Source organism: uncultured Nostoc sp. (assembly GCF_964245445.1).
Classification (GTDB): domain Bacteria; phylum Cyanobacteriota; class Cyanobacteriia; order Cyanobacteriales; family Nostocaceae; genus Nostoc.
Genome location: NZ_CAXTNE010000183.1, coordinates 1 through 16,631, shown reverse-complemented (window position 1 = coordinate 16,631; position 16,631 = coordinate 1). Strand labels below are relative to the sequence as shown.

Genomic DNA, 16,631 nt, shown 5'->3' with positions numbered 1-16,631 from the left:
CCCCTGCCCCCTGCTCCCTGCCTCCTGCTCCTCTTCTTGAGAAAGGTAGCCAATCTCAACCCATTGCTCTGACTTATCGTTGTATTTGAACGCATTGCCCAGGAGATTACTGAAGACTTCATTAACGAGAACTCGGTCACACTGAACTGTTGGTAAAGGCCGAGGAATACGAATATCTACAAATCTAGAGTCTTGGCGACTAGCACGAAAGACTTCAATCACTTGAGTAACTAATTCATTGAGGTCTGTTGCTTGCTCTCGCAGTTGTGCTTGTCCTAACTGCGATAACCGCAGTAGAGCATTAATAAGAGTTTCCATGCGTACAGACAAGGAAACTACTGTTTGCAAGCACTCAATTCCGTCATCATCTAATACTTGGGCATAGTCTTCTAACAGGACTGTTGAGAAGTTATAGATTCCCCGCAAAGGCTCTTTTAGGTCATGGGAAGCGGCGTAAGCAAAGGATGCTAGTTCTTGGTTGCTGCGCTCTAACTCTAGGTTAATTTTAGCTAACTCATCCGCCTTAGATAGTACAATACCAACGATCGCATTACTCAGAGCGATCGCACTCTCAAGTTCACAAGTTTCCCAAGGTAGAGAAGTTAATCTAACCGTTTCTTGCCATTGTTCAAAGGATTTTCGTGGAGATAGGCTAAGGCTACCATCTGTCTCGGCTTGAATGGTTTTGTTGGGATTACCTGCCCAGTTTACCGTTTGGATAACTTCGGGGCGAAACCAAAGAATATAATAACGCCGGACTTTAGAAATCCGCAGTAGCAACAAGCCACTAGCAGTATCTTTAAAGATGAGCGCCTCTGTGTAAAGCTTGGGCAGAGAATCGCTGGAAAACAGGTTGTCACTAACTTGGGTATCCGCCCATTCAATTAATGCTCGAACTTCATGAATCTTCGGTGTTGCTCCCACAAGGGTAATTTCATTATCCAGACAAACCGCCGCTCCAGTGGCACTAACAAGATCGAGCAAGCGGATTTCAGGTTTAATTAAAGCATCAATAAAATTATCTGCCTGGGAAATAGACTCTAAAAAATCAGCTTGTAGTGATTTAAGTTTTACCTTATAGTTCCATTCCGAATAACTAATTTTGTGCGCTAATTCAGAAGACACAATCTGTCCCAAAAATTCGCACATTTTCTGCACTTCATAAGAAATATATTTTGGTGTTAAATGATGGCAGGATATTAATCCCCAAAGCTTCTGCTCTTGAATAAGCGAAATCACCAAAAGCGCCTTCACTCCCATATTTTGATGATATTCAGCACAACACCAATCAAAACTTCGTAGCAGAGAGTAGCTTAAGTCAAGAGGCTGATGTGTTGCCGGATTTTCCGGTGGAACTAGCTTGACAGGTTCGGCTGTTAAATCGGGGAGAAATCGGAGAAAGCAGCGCGTGTATAACTCCCTAGCCTGCGCTGGAATATCTGTAGCGGGATAATGGAGTCCTAAATAAGGTGATAAATCCTCTCGTTTGACTTCTGAAACAACAGAACCCGCTCCCGACTGGTCAAATCGATAGACCATTACCCGATCAAAACCGATAATTTTTTGGACTTCTTGTGCCACTACATGCAAAAATTCTACTAGATTGGATGTTCTTTGCATTTTAGCGATCGCTTCACCCGCCAAAGCATGAAAGCTTAAAAAACTCACCTCAGATTTTGAGTCAGTCGGTTCTAACTCCAGAATCACAGCCTCTTCTGTGCGATGAACAATAGCGTCAAAATCTTGTTGCCGATGCAAAGTATTTATTGATACTTTGAAAGCATTAGGACTGCCAATTTTTTTTACCAAGCAGTGCTTTACAGTTTCTATTTGTTGAGCTTCTAGCAAATAGCTCAATGGTTTGCCGAACAACTCTTCTGGCTCTTTGCCCAAGTGCTCTTGGGTATTGTTGCTAACTTGCAGTATCTCTAGCTGAGTACTGAGTGCCAGTAGAACGCCATGAGGTTGAATAGAGCCAGGTATGTGAATAGGTTTGCGATCGTGGTTAGTCAGAGCAGTAGCTTGGGTAGTAGTATTTTCAGGCTGGCTCATAAATCAACTTATGTAAAGCTGATTTTTACAATAGCGCAATTAAATGTCACATTTCTTTAAAGTATATGCCGATAAGGATGAATGTGATCGCATTTTTATAAAGACGTAAATAAATTGCACGGAATAAATTAATTACGTCTGTTCAAATCAAATAAAAATCATCACATGCAGCAATGCAACACCAATATCCAACATCCAAAATCCGAAGCTGACTATGGTGTTGGGGAGTTTTTTTTTGCGGGTTTGGCTCCTTTAATATCCAGCAATTGAGCTAATTCGGTTGTATTCAATGACTTGACGAGACTCAAACCAAGCGACTTACTAGAAATGCTTTGAGTGTAGGCGGCGTTAAGGTAGGGGGTGTATTGCGGTCTTCCTACAACATAAGTTTGAAAAAAAGGTAAACTTAAAACATTCATGTAACGACGCGCTTGGGAAGCATCGCCAATCATATCGGCAGGTAATGCTACTTGTTGATTTGCGGGGTTGGCATTGCCAATAGTGGAAAAGTGAGTGCCACCTTCAAGCATAACGAGATACTTTTGTGAATTCGCCAACCAGGAGAAAGGTAAAATTTGCTCAGATAAAGCTGGTGCAACTGTATCATCACTACTGCTGACAATCATTACTGGAGTTTTGATTTGACTTAAGCCAGCTTTGCCGAAAATAGAACTAGTAATGGGATTAACTGCGATCGCAGCTTTCACTCTCTCATCCCGCAGGTTATAATCCTTGCCAGACTTGCTGATGCTCAATTCTAAAGCGCGACACTGGAGCATTAAAGACATATTCCAGGTATTTTGTAGTGCTGCTGGTTGACAGTCTTGTTTTAGTTGCTCAAAGTTGATTTTAGCGCCTGCCAAGGCTAAGGCTGTGTAGCCTCCCAAAGATTGACCAAATACTCCGACTTGTTGCAGATTTAACCGACCTTTAAACCGTGAATCAGATTGATTACCTTTTTCCAATTGATTCAGGATATATGTTATGTCCATTGGTCGGTCTTGAAATTCACCTGGTTCTGCTATTTCATTGGCGTGTCCATTCAACAGAGAATGTAATTGTTTAGCATCACTACCAGGATGATTGGGAACGACGACGGCAAATCCGTAAGAAGCTAGGTGCGTGGCTAAATATTGAAAGTTGCTGCTATCTAAACCCAACCCGTGAGAAATTACAATTACGGGTGCAGCATTCTGGACATTGGGAATATAAACATCAGTTAATAAAAGTCGATTGCGTGTTGAGTCAAAAAACTTTTGGGTGTATTTTTGCGACTTAAACTTTCCCGGAACCTTTAAATCGGGCAATTGCGATAAATTTGGTTGTTTGATGGTAGCAGCTTCTATTTTAGACTCAATCGATACTGCTGCGATCGCCCGATGGGTTTGGTTAACAAGTTTGTCTAATTCCGTAGCTATTTCCAAAGTCTGCGCTACGTCAAGGCGAATACTGCTGGTGGGATATTTACGCAACACATTCAAAAGTGTCAAGCCTTCCGATTCACCAGAGGCTAAAATTAGCGCCGAACGCAAAGCACCAAATCCTGGTTCTGGGTGACTGGTTTTGATAATTTGCGCCAACCGATGCAGCAACAACTCTCCTTGGGGTGTGTAGAGAAGTTGCGAAACTACTACCGGACTAACTTTCACACGATTAAGTAAAATCTGCCGCAATTCTTGAAGCTGTTGAAGAGGCAGATATTGCTGATAGGCTGCCAAGTCTTCGTTAATTACACCTGTTTTGGCGTACTTTTCTAAAGTAGTGACTGAAATGGAAAGCTCTAAAGCTGAATAAGATGCATAAATCCGCTCTGCTGCCAAGATAGAATTGCTAATTCCAAACGTTGGCAGCACCATTGAAAGAACCAGCAATAGGAAATTTTTTCTCAGGGTGCTGGCCCAATTACCAAACAAACTATTCATCGCTCAACTGTTTCGGTAGTCTGGTTTTATCAGGTGTTGGCTTTGGTAGTTATTCGGACACCCTGCTTGGTTTACTTAAAGTTATTAGCCTGGATTTTATCAAAACAGAATTTAGGAGTCAGTAGTTAGAATCTTCTACTAATTAATTCTGACTCCTGAATTCTGATTTCTGAATTCTTCTTCAAGAATTTTCTCTTGGCTATCAAATTAATAATCAGATCCTACAGAGTCACACAGATGGTTAAAGTATCCATCTTATAAGAGGCTGACCCCGTAGTTTGCCTTCACTAGTAAATCATAACAAATAAAAAATGCTCTGCCTCAGTATTTATGTTGTAGCTTTGAAGATGGCACGAATTTACTAGATGAAAAACCTAGTACTAATCCTGAAAACTATTCTTATTAATTAGCTTTTCCCAAGGCGATCGCTACTGAACCTGTGACTACTAAACCCGCTCCTAATATTGCTATAAAAGTGAAGTGTTCTGGTGGTATCCAATAAGGTGCAATAACTGATACAACTACAACTGATATTAATGTCACAATAGGAGCTAAAGCTAATACTGCACTTACTCGTGATGCTTCCCAATGTTCTAATGATTCGGCAAAAGCACCGTAAGCGATTAAAGTATTCAAAGCACAAAAAATCAGCATTAATAAATGGAAGCTATCAAGTATAAAAAGTGATTGTATTTTGGCTAGAGGAGTGAATAATAAAGCACAGCCTCCATAAATAATCAGCATAATGCTAGGGGAAGATAAAGACTGCAATAACTGCTTTTGTGACAAAGCATAAATAGCCCAAGCCGTAGCTCCTAGCACAATCAAGACACTACCTAGTATATATGTGCCATGCGCTGTAATTAAATTTGTTAGTTGTTCCCGAAAAAATAAAAGATAACCGCAAGTCATTACACTTACACCAATCCATTGATACAGCCGATAACGTTCTTTAAAAATCACTAACCCTCCGAAACCTAATAAAAGGGTAGATAATTGAATGAGAACTTCAGCGTTAGCAGGCGATGTTAGTGCTAAACCTTGCATGAACAGAAAGTAATTAATCCCTAAGAAGAGGGTAGCGATCGCTAATAATTTCCAAGAAGCAGAACGCAGTTGTTCTAAGTTTGGTAATTTACCGCGTATTCCTAAATACACACCAAGCAGTAAAAAAGATATTAAAAAGCGAAACCAAATGACGGTATAGACATCAAGTACTTGTAGAGTTATCGCTAGAGCAATAGGTAAAATTCCCCACAATAAGACCGTTAATAGCGATAACGCTAGCCCTAAGCGCCAGCGACCAGAACTTTGATGTAGTGACATTCAAATATTTTACCTAAAGTAGGCTGATGATAAATTAAAACGTATCGAATTTGTCTACCTAAATTTTATCAAGCTTTTGTAGATAAAGCATGTTATTAGCCTGCTACATGCAAGTTAAATGTAGAATATTTTACCTACCTAACTGAATTTCTTTATAGTCTAATAGCGTTTTTTGCTCACATAAAATTTGTAAATTGTCTAATTACTTTACATGAATATTACATTTGAAATTTTATTCAAGATGTATAATTTTTTCGGTGTCAATTTACTACAAAAAATCTATGGGGATCATACCCATAATAAGCTTAGTAGCCTTTATTACTGGCTTATCAATTTATTTGTTACTGACCTCAAGAGGTCGGTTTTTGCTCAAATCTTTGGTGACAAAAATAAAACGCCAAGACTGGAAATTCAGGAATGGCAAGCTCAATTACCTGAGATCAAGATTTTCAAAGACTATAACAATTGCTGCCATTATTCTGGCAGCAGTAATAGCTGGAAATACCGTATCGGCACAGGTTACGCCGCCGCCTCTAACTTCGCTCAAAAGCGTATCGGTTCCGGAGCCTGGCAATCTTGGAGACTTCGTAAAAGACAAAGTAGCTGCAATCAAGTTAGGAAAGGCTCTTTTCTGGGATATGCAGGTTGGGAGCGACGGACAGACCTCCTGTGCTAGTTGTCACTTCCATGCTGGAGCCGACAATAGATCCAAAAATCAGATTTCTCCTGGGCTGTTGCGGATTAACGCTGATGGTACAGTGAATCCGGATACAGTTTTTGATGTAGGTGGTGGGCCAAACTACCAGCTTAAACCGGGAGATTTTCCCTTCCACAAACTGTCAAACCCGAATGATCCTCAAACCGTTGTATCTGACCGAAATGATGTCAGTTCCTCTCAGGGTGTCTTCAATGCTAAGTTTGTTGATGTTAAACCTGGTAGCGCGGAAGACGAAGTAAAAAACGAGCTAGATCCGGTGTTTAAGGTGGGAGGTACGAATGTGCGCCGCGTCCAGCCGCGTAACACACCAACCGTGATTAATTCAGCATTCAACTTCCGTAACTTTTGGGATGGAAGGGCACAGAACATCTTTAATGGGGTGAATCCCTTCGGTTTAAGAGATCCTAACGCCTCTGTGGTAAAAGCAGAAAAGCCAAATCAACTCAAATTTGTCAAAATCAGACTGAATAATTCGTCTTTGGCTTCTCAGGCACTTGGGCCGCCACTGAGTTCCTTCGAGTTGTCGGCTGATGGTCGCACTTTTCAAGAAATTGGTGATAAGTTCGGGCGAATTGACAACAACAAATCTCTCAGCAAACTGCCGCTAGATAATCTAGATAACATTGCTGATACTCTGGTTGGTCCGCTACTCAATTCTGTTGATGAACTTACTGGTAATTTGACGCAAATTGGCAACAGTAAATCTATCAGCACACTGCTGCAAAATGTTCTGTCAATTAGAGGTACAAAGCTCCCCCGAGTACTGGGGCAAAAGTTATCTCGCCTCAGACCGTTAGGCAAACAGGTTGTGCATCCACAAGATAGCGTTTTAGGTGCAGACAGTAGATCGCCTCAGCCCGGACTTAAGGATAAAACCTACGATCAGCTGATTAAAGATGCCTTTAAGCCAGAGTGGTGGAACTCTAATCGACTCATCCAAGTTGATGCTGAAGGTAAACGGACTTTTGTCAACAACGCTGATAACTCTTCTCAAACCAATGAGTACACGCTGTTGGAGTATAACTTCTCGCTGTTCTTTGGGCTTGCAATTCAGTTGTACGAGTCTACACTCATTGCCAACGATACGCCCTTTGATCGCTTCTTGGCAGGAAACACCGCAGCCCTAACCCCTCAGCAGCAACTAGGCAAAGACCTGTTTCAGGGCAAAGGTCTGTGTATTGGTTGTCACGTTGGATCAGAATTAACAGCTGCTTCAGTGAGCAGCGTGGCTAAAGACGGACGAATCAAACGTGCGCCGTTCGGTGCAAGACCCGCTGAAGACAATGGTTTCTTCAATATCGGCGTTAGACCTGTTACCGACGACCCCGGTTTGGGTGGTAGTGACCCTGTGCAGAATAATCCGCTTTCAGAGGCACGATTGGCTCAATTAGGGAAATTTCAGCTTCTCCTTGGCGAAAACCCCCCCGTCCTCAATCCACCGTTGAATTCTAGTGAAACTGTGACTGCAAACGGAGCTTTCAAAGCGCCTGGACTTCGCAATGTCGAACTCACTGCTCCCTACTTCCACAATGGAGGTCAAGCGACTTTAGAGCAAGTGGTTGATTTTTACAATCGAGGTGGTGACTTTGGAGTTCTTCCCCCACTGAAGCTCTCACCAGAAGAAAAACAGCAATTGGTCGCCTTTTTAAAAGGACTGACTGATGACCGAGTTAGGTATGAGAAAGCGCCTTTTGATCATCCGCAACTTTTCGTGCCTAATGGACATCCAGGTAACCAGACATCCGTTAACGACGATGGTACGGGCAAAGCTACAGATAGCTTCCTGGAAATTCCTGCTGTTGGTAGGAATGGCGGTAGTGCTATACGAAATTTCTTGAAGTAATAACATTTCACGAAATAGCTGATACCGATAGATATGTAGGGGCGTACAGATGTACGCCCCTACATTTATTAAGGAGTGCGTAGGCGTAGCCCGCCGGAGGCATCGCCAAGTATCGGTTGTATATTGCTAACTTTGGTATTGTCTAGGTAATTATAGACTCTTCTCGAAACTTCCCGGACAAAATCTCCAGCTTTAGGATCGTAGTTTGGTCTTTGCACCAAAACACCTGCTAAATAGCTTTTGCCGTTGGGCATTTGAATTATACCCGCATCACCAATGATAAATCTCAATGTACCAGTTTTGTGTGCGATCGTAGCTCCTTGACCAATACCAGCTGGTAGTAAACTATTAGTTTTGACATGGCGCATAATGCCTAAAACTTGATTGCGGCTAGTTGGGGATAACAAACGATTATTAGAAACTAACGCCGCCAATCTGACTAAATCTTTAGAACTAGTTGTATTTGTGCCAGCGATGTCTGGAAGTAAATTCCGAAGTGCTGTATTTTGCAATCCCCAGCTACGAAAACGTTGGCTAACTTTTGCTGCACCACCTAAGCGATCGAGAATCAGATTTGTGGCGGTATTATCGCTGATTGTCATCATTAAGGTAGCAGTTTCTAAGACGCTAAATTTAGTTCCTATGGGTTTGTATTGCATAGTTCCAGATTCACCAACCTTTAAATCGCGCCGCATCACTAATTTATCGGTGAGTTTAATTCTACCAGCGTCTATTTCTTGGAAAAGAGCCACTAATAAGGGAAATTTGATTGTACTGGCAGCAGCAAATCTTTTTTCGCCATTAATATCTATATAATTTCCTGTAGCTAAATCTAAGAAAAATATTCCCGGATTTAATGTTTTATAACTCGCTAATAAAGTGCGAATTTGAGAAGTGATGCCAATCATCTCTTGACCAAGATTTACAACTCCAGCAAATGTAGATGCATCTGTTGATTTGATGGCGATATCTTCTCTATTTTCCCCAACAACAGGATGGTTTTGGCGGTCAAATGAATTGAATTTGAAAATCCAATGAGAACGAGAATCTCCTTTAATTGATATATTTTGGGAGGTAACATTATAACCAGGAGCTAATTCTATGACAAAACGAGTGGTTTGAGAGTCTGGTTTGCCGAGGCGAATTTCTCTCACCGCATTCCCCAAACTTTGTTTGACACTATCAGAATTAAAATTAGTTCCAGGTAAGTCAATTACCAATCGGCTAGGATTATTTAATAAAAAAGCTTTTGGCTCTATTCCCGAAGTGGTAGTTAAGTCTAATTGATTTTGGCTAGAATCATAGTACCAAGACTGTAATTGTGAGGCTTTAGCTTGTCCTGCAACTAGAACCAAACTGCTTAAAGCAATCGCTAGTAGATGTGATTTCATGTTGTAAATGTGGGTGTGCAAGTAAGAAGAAACTAATCAGGTTTACTTAGATTTTTTTCTGATGATTGTGCTGAACTTCCGGAGAAAAGTCATAAATCCTGTTGAGTTATTTTTTGAGATGATATTTGGGATTAGATAAGCACGATAAATCATCATTACTTATTAAAAGTAAATCGTTGATAGTTTTATTTATGGTGTGAGTTGACAACAACAGAAATTGTTAATCTAGCGGAAGGACGAGCAAAGGATTAATTATGTTTCCAACTTATATTTTGTATAGAGAGAATTTTGAGGATGTTTGAAAAGTCCTTATAGTGGTTCCCATTCAAATGCGGTACAATCTTACATCACCAGGTGTAGGGGCACAGCAGCCCACATTAGTGTCAACTTAGAAAAATCGCTTATCTGTTGGCTTCCATGCCCGCCCAGAAATGAATTTCTTTGGCTTTTAGCTAAAGTCTACTGAAGTAGACTAAAGATTTTTCGGATTATTTAGTCATCAAAAGAAGACTTGAGCTATTAGCAAGGAACTTCAGTTGCTTGTGGGACATGAGTTTTGCGTTCACGTAAATGAGAACTATGAATTTTAACCTGTAACAAAGCGTGACAATAAAATGGGAAGGGGATAAATACGCAATCCCTCGCCCAGTCGCAGAGGGACAGACTTGAACTTTAGTTCAACTAAAGAGAGGTTCGTTAACATTTCACATTAAAAAAAATCAGCCACCCAAGGAGAACTACCTGCAAATATTTGCGTAGCTGCTGAAATAGCTGTTTCTGTCCCATGCAGTTTTCCGGCTATTTGCAAATGGTAGGGTGTGAACAAACTTGTATATATTGGTGCTAGTTCTCGAACATTTAGCTGCAACTCACCTTTTCCACCTTTTGTAATTTCACCGCGTCCATTGGCGACAGAAAGAATGAATTTACCATTGTTTGCATCTAGCAAATTATCTTGAATGTCTAGGTGCAGTTCAGTTTCAATTCCCGATGGATAACCCCGCATCTCCAGCGCCTTGGCTACATCTACTATCCGCAGCAGCCAACGCATCGTATTCTTAAGTTTGGCAGTTTGCTCTGGTAGCAGCAATGTCAAGGAATCAATTGCAGAACTCCTCCATCGCACCTGGTCAATTTGGGAGCGATGACTGGCAAGAAAAGACCAGAATGTTTGTGCAGCCGCAACTGTGAGAATTACCCAATCCTTTACCCGCAGGATTGTGCCATCCTCTGTTGAATGTTGGCTAAAAAGGATGTAGCCTTCGGGTTTCTCTTTTGTACCGATAAAATATGCGTAAAATGTTTCTTTATCATCTGGCTGGATTAAGCGCTCCCAGATTGCGGGATGTCGGTCTAAATATCCATGCGTTAATTTCGCCTGCTGCTGATATAGTTTGTGAAAGACTTGATGATTGATTGGCACTATTGGTTGCAAAGGTAGGGGTTGCTCTCGCACTTGGATACTTTTAGTAGGAACTTCCCAATTACACCAGCTACCCCCCTGCTCATACCCGACTTTTCGATACAAGCCTTGAACTGCTGGATAAAGAGCAGAGAGCGGTATACCTCTAGCATAAAGTTCTTTGAGGGTGTGCTGCATGAGAGCGATCGCAGCTCCCGAACCGCGATACTCTGGAGCAATGCCCACTACGGCAATTCCTGTCATTGGTACACGCACACCACCCCACCACTGGCCCATATCCAGAGTTGCCAATCCACCAACTAATTGTTCTGACTCACGAATAATGCGGAAGTTTTCTACGCCAACCAGATTAATGTAAGCTTCCTCGCCACCAAGTCCACTGATGAAACACTGCTCAAAGATACTCCCAAGCTGCTGAATATCCTGGGGATGGGCAAGAGTGCTGTATTCAAATTGAGCCGTCATAAGAAAATCCCCGAAACGCCTGAAAACCACTTGACTTTAGGCAGTGGAGGAAAGCCGAACGGCAGTTTTAACTGCTGCGGCTCTCCAGGAAGAATATGCTTTAAAAAACCATAACAACCCATCATATCGTGTCTGGTTAAGGACTTATCATTAAGACCGCAGTTCTTGCTGTTCTTGCTGGGAGCAAGAGGGTTTTCCGATTTTTGCACAGATGTGGTAACTGTAACTAATTAGCCTGAAATGATCTCATCACCAACTACTAATCAAACAGCGTAGGCGTACCCCGTCGTAGAAATCGCTCTTATTTAAACACTAGTTGTCAAAATTTAAACGTTTGCAGCTAATGTTACTTGATGTATAAGAAAGGCTTAAGTATTTGCAGGTCAGCTATAAGCAGTTGCAGCAAATGCTTAAACATTTGCAACAAATGCTCTTTCATGTATAAGAAAAAATTAAGTCTTTGCAAGAAATGTATAAGTTGTTGTTGCAAACGCTTTAACGTTTGCAGCTAATGTTGCTTGATGTATAAGAAACGCTTTAACATTTGCAGCAATCATTGCAATGAACTTATAAATCTGTTTACTAGCTCAAACTAAAAAGTTTTCTAAGTGAAATTAACTAAAGTTTTGTAAATGTGATTGCAACTCATTAGCCTTAAAGTGGTAACGACAACTTTTTGTGCAATTGTGGTCAAGAGACTATGAATGTTGTAATCAATTTATTGCTTTTTCTGCTGCCGATTCTGAGTAGCCTTTTGATTGCCCAAGTTTTCAACCCTCTATCTTCTTATCAGACTCTCCAAACTATAGACGGGGCAGCTTTATATAAAAAACAATTAACAAATGGTAACGAAGCATATTTACAAGTTATTGATCTTCGCAAAATGCAAATAGACCAAATTACCGGAGAGGTAGATAATATGGGTCTAAATGAGGGTAAATATTATAAAGGGGAAGGTGGACATTATAGCCCTTTTTTCAAAAATAAGTTGTTCTCGGAAGTAACAGACGAATATAAGAAACTTTACGCAAACAACGTTTTTTCAATGATTAATTGTTCTTTTTTTGAACAATATCAATCTAGTACTCAATTATCCTTTCCAATTAAACTCAATGGTGTAGTTATCAGTGGTGGCACTAGCCCTTATGGCCCAATCAAGCAACCAAAAGATAAATACTATAATAATATTCACCTGAAAGCTCTAGTCTGGAACAGTAAGCAGGCATACATTACCGATTACGACCAGATTAGCGGTTCGCCTCTCAACCAAAACGCAGTGAAGAATGCTATCGTCACTTACCGATACAGCGATCATCCAGCGAAAGTATTAGCCCAAAACCAAGCGAATAAGTATCAAGTCATCGGGACTCTGAACAAAGATGGTGTTAAGGGTGACGAGCTTTTGTTGATTATGACGGTGAACCAAGCAACTCTGGATGAGGCAGCCGATTTATTACGGAAATTAGGAGTTAAAGGGGATATCATTACCGTTGATGGGGGCAGATCAACTTATTTATTTAATTACCAGAGCGGAAATATTATCGTTCCACAACTGTCTAATTCACAAGAAAATCCTGTCTTCCGATACTTACCTCATTATTTAGGATTCCGTAAGAAAACTGAAAATCAGGTTCCACCAAAAATATTGATCAGTCAGCCAGTAAAGAAAGTACTTGCAAAAAAGGATCAGCCTTATTTAATATTGTGGCGGGATAATCTTAACGGCGATGTCTCGATTAAGTTGTACGATGGAAACAAACTTATCCAAAACATTTTTTCCCGTACCGCTAGCGATGGAGTTTATGAATGGACACCACGTATTTCTGTAAAAGAAGGCTATTTTATTCGGATTTCTAGCTGGAAAGACCGGAGTATTTTCGGGCAGTTGCAACTGTAATTAAAATAAACACTGTTTTTAGCGGTGCGGAATGGGAAAATGAAATGGATAACTAGCTAAACGCAAACCTTTTAACAAGTTTGGCGGTGTGGCAGTGATCGGAATTGTTATCGTTTCTCACAGTAAACAATTAGCTTTGGGTGTGCGGGAACTCGCCGCGCAAATGGTTCAGGGTCAAGTCTCTATAGCTGTTGCAGCAGGTATTGAAGATCCGGACAACCCATTGGGGACAGATGCCATCCAGGTTTATGAAGCGATCGCTTCTGTTTTCTCTGCTGATGGTGTTTTGGTATTAATGGATTTGGGTAGTGCTTTGCTTAGTGCGGAAATGGCAATTGAGTTTTTTTCAGAAGCACAACAGCAAAAAGTGTATTTATGTGAAGCACCTCTAGTAGAAGGTGCGATCGCTGCTGTAGTGGCTGCGGCATCTGGTAGAGATATTCACCAAGTCATGGCGGAAGCACGCGGCGCACTCTTAGCAAAAGCAACTCAATTGGGTGTAGTTAGTAATAGTTTGTCACTTGTCACCCCAACAACAACTAATGTAAAATCACCAACGCGAGAAATCCGGCTGATTGTGAGCAATCGCTTAGGATTACACGCTCGTCCTGCAGCGCAGTTTGTCGCAACCGCAGCCCGGTTTCAATCGCAAATTCTGGTGCAGAATTTAACGAGAAATACTGAGCTAGTCAGGGGTGACAGTATTAACCAAGTCACAACTTTAGGGGTGCGTCAAGGACACGAATTGCTGATTACTGCCACTGGTTCTGATGCAGATGAAGCACTAGCGGCATTACAGGCATTATTCGCAAATAATTTTGGTGAAGATAATGTTGCTTTGAATTCTCCACCAGCATTTCACCATGAAGTTACCCCAGCAATTCACGGCGAACTTTCGGGAATTGCAGCTTCTGCTGGAGTAGCGATCGCACCTGTTGTTCATTATCAATCCACCCACATTTCGATTACGGAATACCACGTAGATGATCCTGATATAGAGTGGCAACGAGTACAGGCAGCAATTCACACCGCCAAACAAGAAATTCAAGCAGTTTTTTCCCAAGCTTCTCTGCAAATTGGTGACGCTGAAGCCGCTATCTTCGATGCCCAATTACTATTTTTAGAAGATCCAGTACTGTTGGAAGCGGCTAAAGAGCGCATTTTTGAACACCATATAAATGCTGAAGCTGCTTGGCAAGCCGTAGTCGATGAAGTAGCGACTTCCTACCGCACACTTGAAGATTCTTACTTGCAAGAGCGAGTTGACGATGTTGTGGATGTCGGGCAAAGGGTGCTGCGATTACTAGGTGGGAATGCTCCTGCTAACCTGCATCTTGAAGAACCTGCAATTTTGGTGGCGACTGATTTAACTCCCTCAGATACCGCTAGACTAGATCCGACAAAGGTGTTGGGTATTTGTACGACTTCAGGTAGTGCCACTTCTCACAGCGCAATTATCGCCCGAACATTGGGTATTCCCGCAGTTTTAGGAGTAGATGCCCAGGTGTTGCACTTGGCAGATGGTACACTAATGGCACTGGATGGTGAAAGTGGCAAAGCTTGGGTAGAACCAGAATCACATATCCTAGATTTACTGGCAGCAAAGCAAGAAGCTTGGCAAACTGCCCAACAGGAAGCACGAGCTACAGCACACCAGCCAGCAATTACTCGTAATGGTCGGCAAGTTAACGTTTTCGCCAACATTGGTAGTATAAGTGATGTGCAAGTTGCGGTGGCTAGCGGTGCAGAAGGTGTGGGATTACTCCGCACAGAGTTTCTTTATCTAGATAGGACAAGCGCCCCCACTGAAGAAGAACAACTAGAAGTGTATCAGGCGATCGCCCAAGTTTTAGATAATCGTCCGCTAATTATTCGTACCTTAGATGTTGGTGGTGATAAGCCACTTCCTTATTTGAGAGTAGGGTTTTCCGAAGCTAACCCTTTCTTAGGTTGGCGGGGAATTCGTTTCTGTTTGGATCATTTGGATTTGTTCAAAACTCAGTTACGGGCAATTTTGAGAGCTAGTGTAGGACACCAAATTAAGATCATGTTGCCGATGATTGCTAGTGTAACTGAGGTACGCGCAGCTAAAGTAATTTTGGGTGAAGTGCAGGCTGAACTAAATCAAGCTGGTATTTCCTTTGATGCAGCAATGAAAGTAGGAATTATGGTGGAGGTTCCTTCAGCAGTAGCGATCGCAGATCAGTTAGCTGCTGAAGTAGACTTCTTTAGTATAGGGACTAACGATCTGAGTCAGTACGTCATGGCTAGCGATCGCACTAATCCCCGCGTGGCAAATTTAGTTGATGCGCTACATCCAGCAGTGTTGCGAATGGTGCAGCAAACTATCCAAGCTGCCCATGCGGCGGGGATTTCGGTAGGATTATGTGGAGAATTGGCAGCAGATACTTTAGCAACACCAATTTTATTAGGTTTAGGGCTGGATGAGTTGAGCGTGAATCCTCAAAGTATACCTGGAGTGAAACAGGCGATCGCTAGGTTTTGTATAGTTGAAAGTGAAGCGATCGTGGCATCAGCATTGCAACAAGATTCCGCAGAGCATGTTAGAGAACTAATCTCAACTTCAATTACTCCCCGTGCGTAAATATTGAATTTCAGTAGTTCACAAACTTTAGAAGTTCTACCATATGGACATTTCACTAAAATACCCATACATCAGCAAAGCAAATTTTTTTACTTTTTAATTACAAAAATCTAACTAATTACTTAAATATAGACTTAAATCATAAATTTAAGTAACTTAAGAATAGCTCGAAAGACTTTTAGATATATTATATATAATAACGCCTAAAAATCTACAAATATTATGCTAAATGTAGGTAGTCTTGTAAATAGACGTTATAAAATCATCAACCCATTAGAGACTAGAAACTCTTATGATGAACAATTCTATTGTAGTTATTTAGCGGAAGATTTACATACATACAAGAAATGTGTTATTAAGCCCTTAAATTGTTATAATTATTCAAAAAATAACTTATTTAAAGATGCTTTTATTCAGCAAACGAAAATTTTAAAAAAAATAGGAATGTCCAATGAACGAATTTCTACATTTTATGATTATTTTGAACATTATGGAGTATTTTATATAGTCCGCGAGTGGATTGAAGGTTATTCTTTAGAGAATGTATTACAATCCAATATAATAATTTCACATAACTTTGTCTATGATTTAATATATAATTTATTGCAAATAATTATTTTTTTAGAAGAAAGAAATATTAAACATTTTGCTATTCAGCCAAGTAATATTATTTTAAGTCTAGATAGAAAAGTAATTCTTCTTGACTTTGATATAGAATACATAACTATTTTAAATATAGAAAAGTATTCTGTAGTAACTAGTGGAGCAAGGAAAATAAGAGGATTCATTGAGAAAAGATCATTTAGAAATAAATTAAATTTTAATTTCGATGTATATGCTTTGAGTGTAACAGCAATTATTTTGCTAATTTCGCAGAAAATATTTTATTCAGATAGAAGAATTGTTACAGGAAATATTTATAACTTACATATTATTAATAATTATATAGAGATAATAAGAAAGGACTCAAATATTAACCAGTATTTTTG

At 40.6% G+C, this 16,631-nt stretch carries 10 protein-coding genes; 5 read left to right on the top strand and 5 right to left on the bottom strand.

The genetic code is table 11. The features are described 5' to 3' along the window. From ACFE90_RS25295 to ACFE90_RS25285, 3 genes are all read right to left on the bottom strand, one after another. A partial coding sequence (locus ACFE90_RS25295) for a GAF domain-containing protein (protein ID WP_375505203.1) occupies window positions 1–2,052 on the bottom strand: 2,052 nt, incomplete at its 3' end. 212 nt (window positions 2,053–2,264) lie between these two features. Continuing rightward, on the bottom strand, window positions 2,265–3,974 hold the full coding sequence (locus ACFE90_RS25290; protein ID WP_375505202.1) for an alpha/beta hydrolase: 1,710 nt from the start codon (window positions 3,972–3,974) through the stop codon (window positions 2,265–2,267). Window positions 3,975–4,376: 402 nt separating this feature from the next. After that, window positions 4,377–5,300 carry a DMT family transporter gene (locus ACFE90_RS25285; protein WP_375505201.1) on the bottom strand — a complete coding sequence of 308 codons (924 nt, stop codon included), beginning with the start codon at window positions 5,298–5,300 and terminating at the stop codon, window positions 4,377–4,379. A 211-nt stretch (window positions 5,301–5,511) separates the two neighbouring features. On the opposite strand from ACFE90_RS25285, the gene ACFE90_RS25280 reads away from it, so the two are divergent. Together ACFE90_RS25280 and ACFE90_RS25275 are read left to right on the top strand one after the other, a co-directional pair. After that, window positions 5,512–5,976, top strand: coding sequence for a hypothetical protein (locus tag ACFE90_RS25280; RefSeq protein WP_375505200.1), 465 nt, complete (start codon window positions 5,512–5,514; stop codon window positions 5,974–5,976). Continuing rightward, the gene (locus tag ACFE90_RS25275) at window positions 5,939–7,861 is read left to right on the top strand and encodes a cytochrome-c peroxidase (protein WP_375505199.1); all 1,923 of its coding nucleotides are present in this window, start codon (window positions 5,939–5,941) and stop codon (window positions 7,859–7,861) included. Before ACFE90_RS25280 ends, ACFE90_RS25275 begins: the two co-directional genes overlap by 38 nt. 68 nt (window positions 7,862–7,929) lie before the next feature. Here the strand turns inward: ACFE90_RS25275 and ACFE90_RS25270 are convergent, their stop codons facing one another. Both ACFE90_RS25270 and eis read right to left on the bottom strand, forming a co-directional pair. Beyond that, window positions 7,930–9,252: a serine hydrolase gene (locus ACFE90_RS25270; protein ID WP_375505198.1), complete on the bottom strand. Its 1,323-nt coding sequence runs from the start codon at window positions 9,250–9,252 to the stop codon at window positions 7,930–7,932. A gap of 709 nt (window positions 9,253–9,961) precedes the next feature. After that, on the bottom strand, window positions 9,962–11,140 hold the full coding sequence (gene eis / locus ACFE90_RS25265; RefSeq protein ID WP_375505197.1) for an enhanced intracellular survival protein Eis: 1,179 nt from the start codon (window positions 11,138–11,140) through the stop codon (window positions 9,962–9,964). Between the two features lie 700 nt (window positions 11,141–11,840). Here eis and ACFE90_RS25260 point away from each other — a divergent pair. The 3 genes from ACFE90_RS25260 to ACFE90_RS25250 all read left to right on the top strand — a co-directional run. Further along, the gene (locus ACFE90_RS25260; RefSeq protein ID WP_375505196.1) at window positions 11,841–13,037 is read left to right on the top strand and encodes a hypothetical protein; all 1,197 of its coding nucleotides are present in this window, start codon (window positions 11,841–11,843) and stop codon (window positions 13,035–13,037) included. A 94-nt stretch (window positions 13,038–13,131) separates the two neighbouring features. Beyond that, window positions 13,132–15,642, top strand: coding sequence for a phosphoenolpyruvate--protein phosphotransferase (ptsP, locus tag ACFE90_RS25255; protein WP_375505204.1), 2,511 nt, complete (start codon window positions 13,132–13,134; stop codon window positions 15,640–15,642). Between the two features lie 222 nt (window positions 15,643–15,864). Next, on the top strand, window positions 15,865–16,631 hold a 767-nt coding region (locus tag ACFE90_RS25250; RefSeq protein WP_375505195.1), incomplete at its 3' end, for a protein kinase.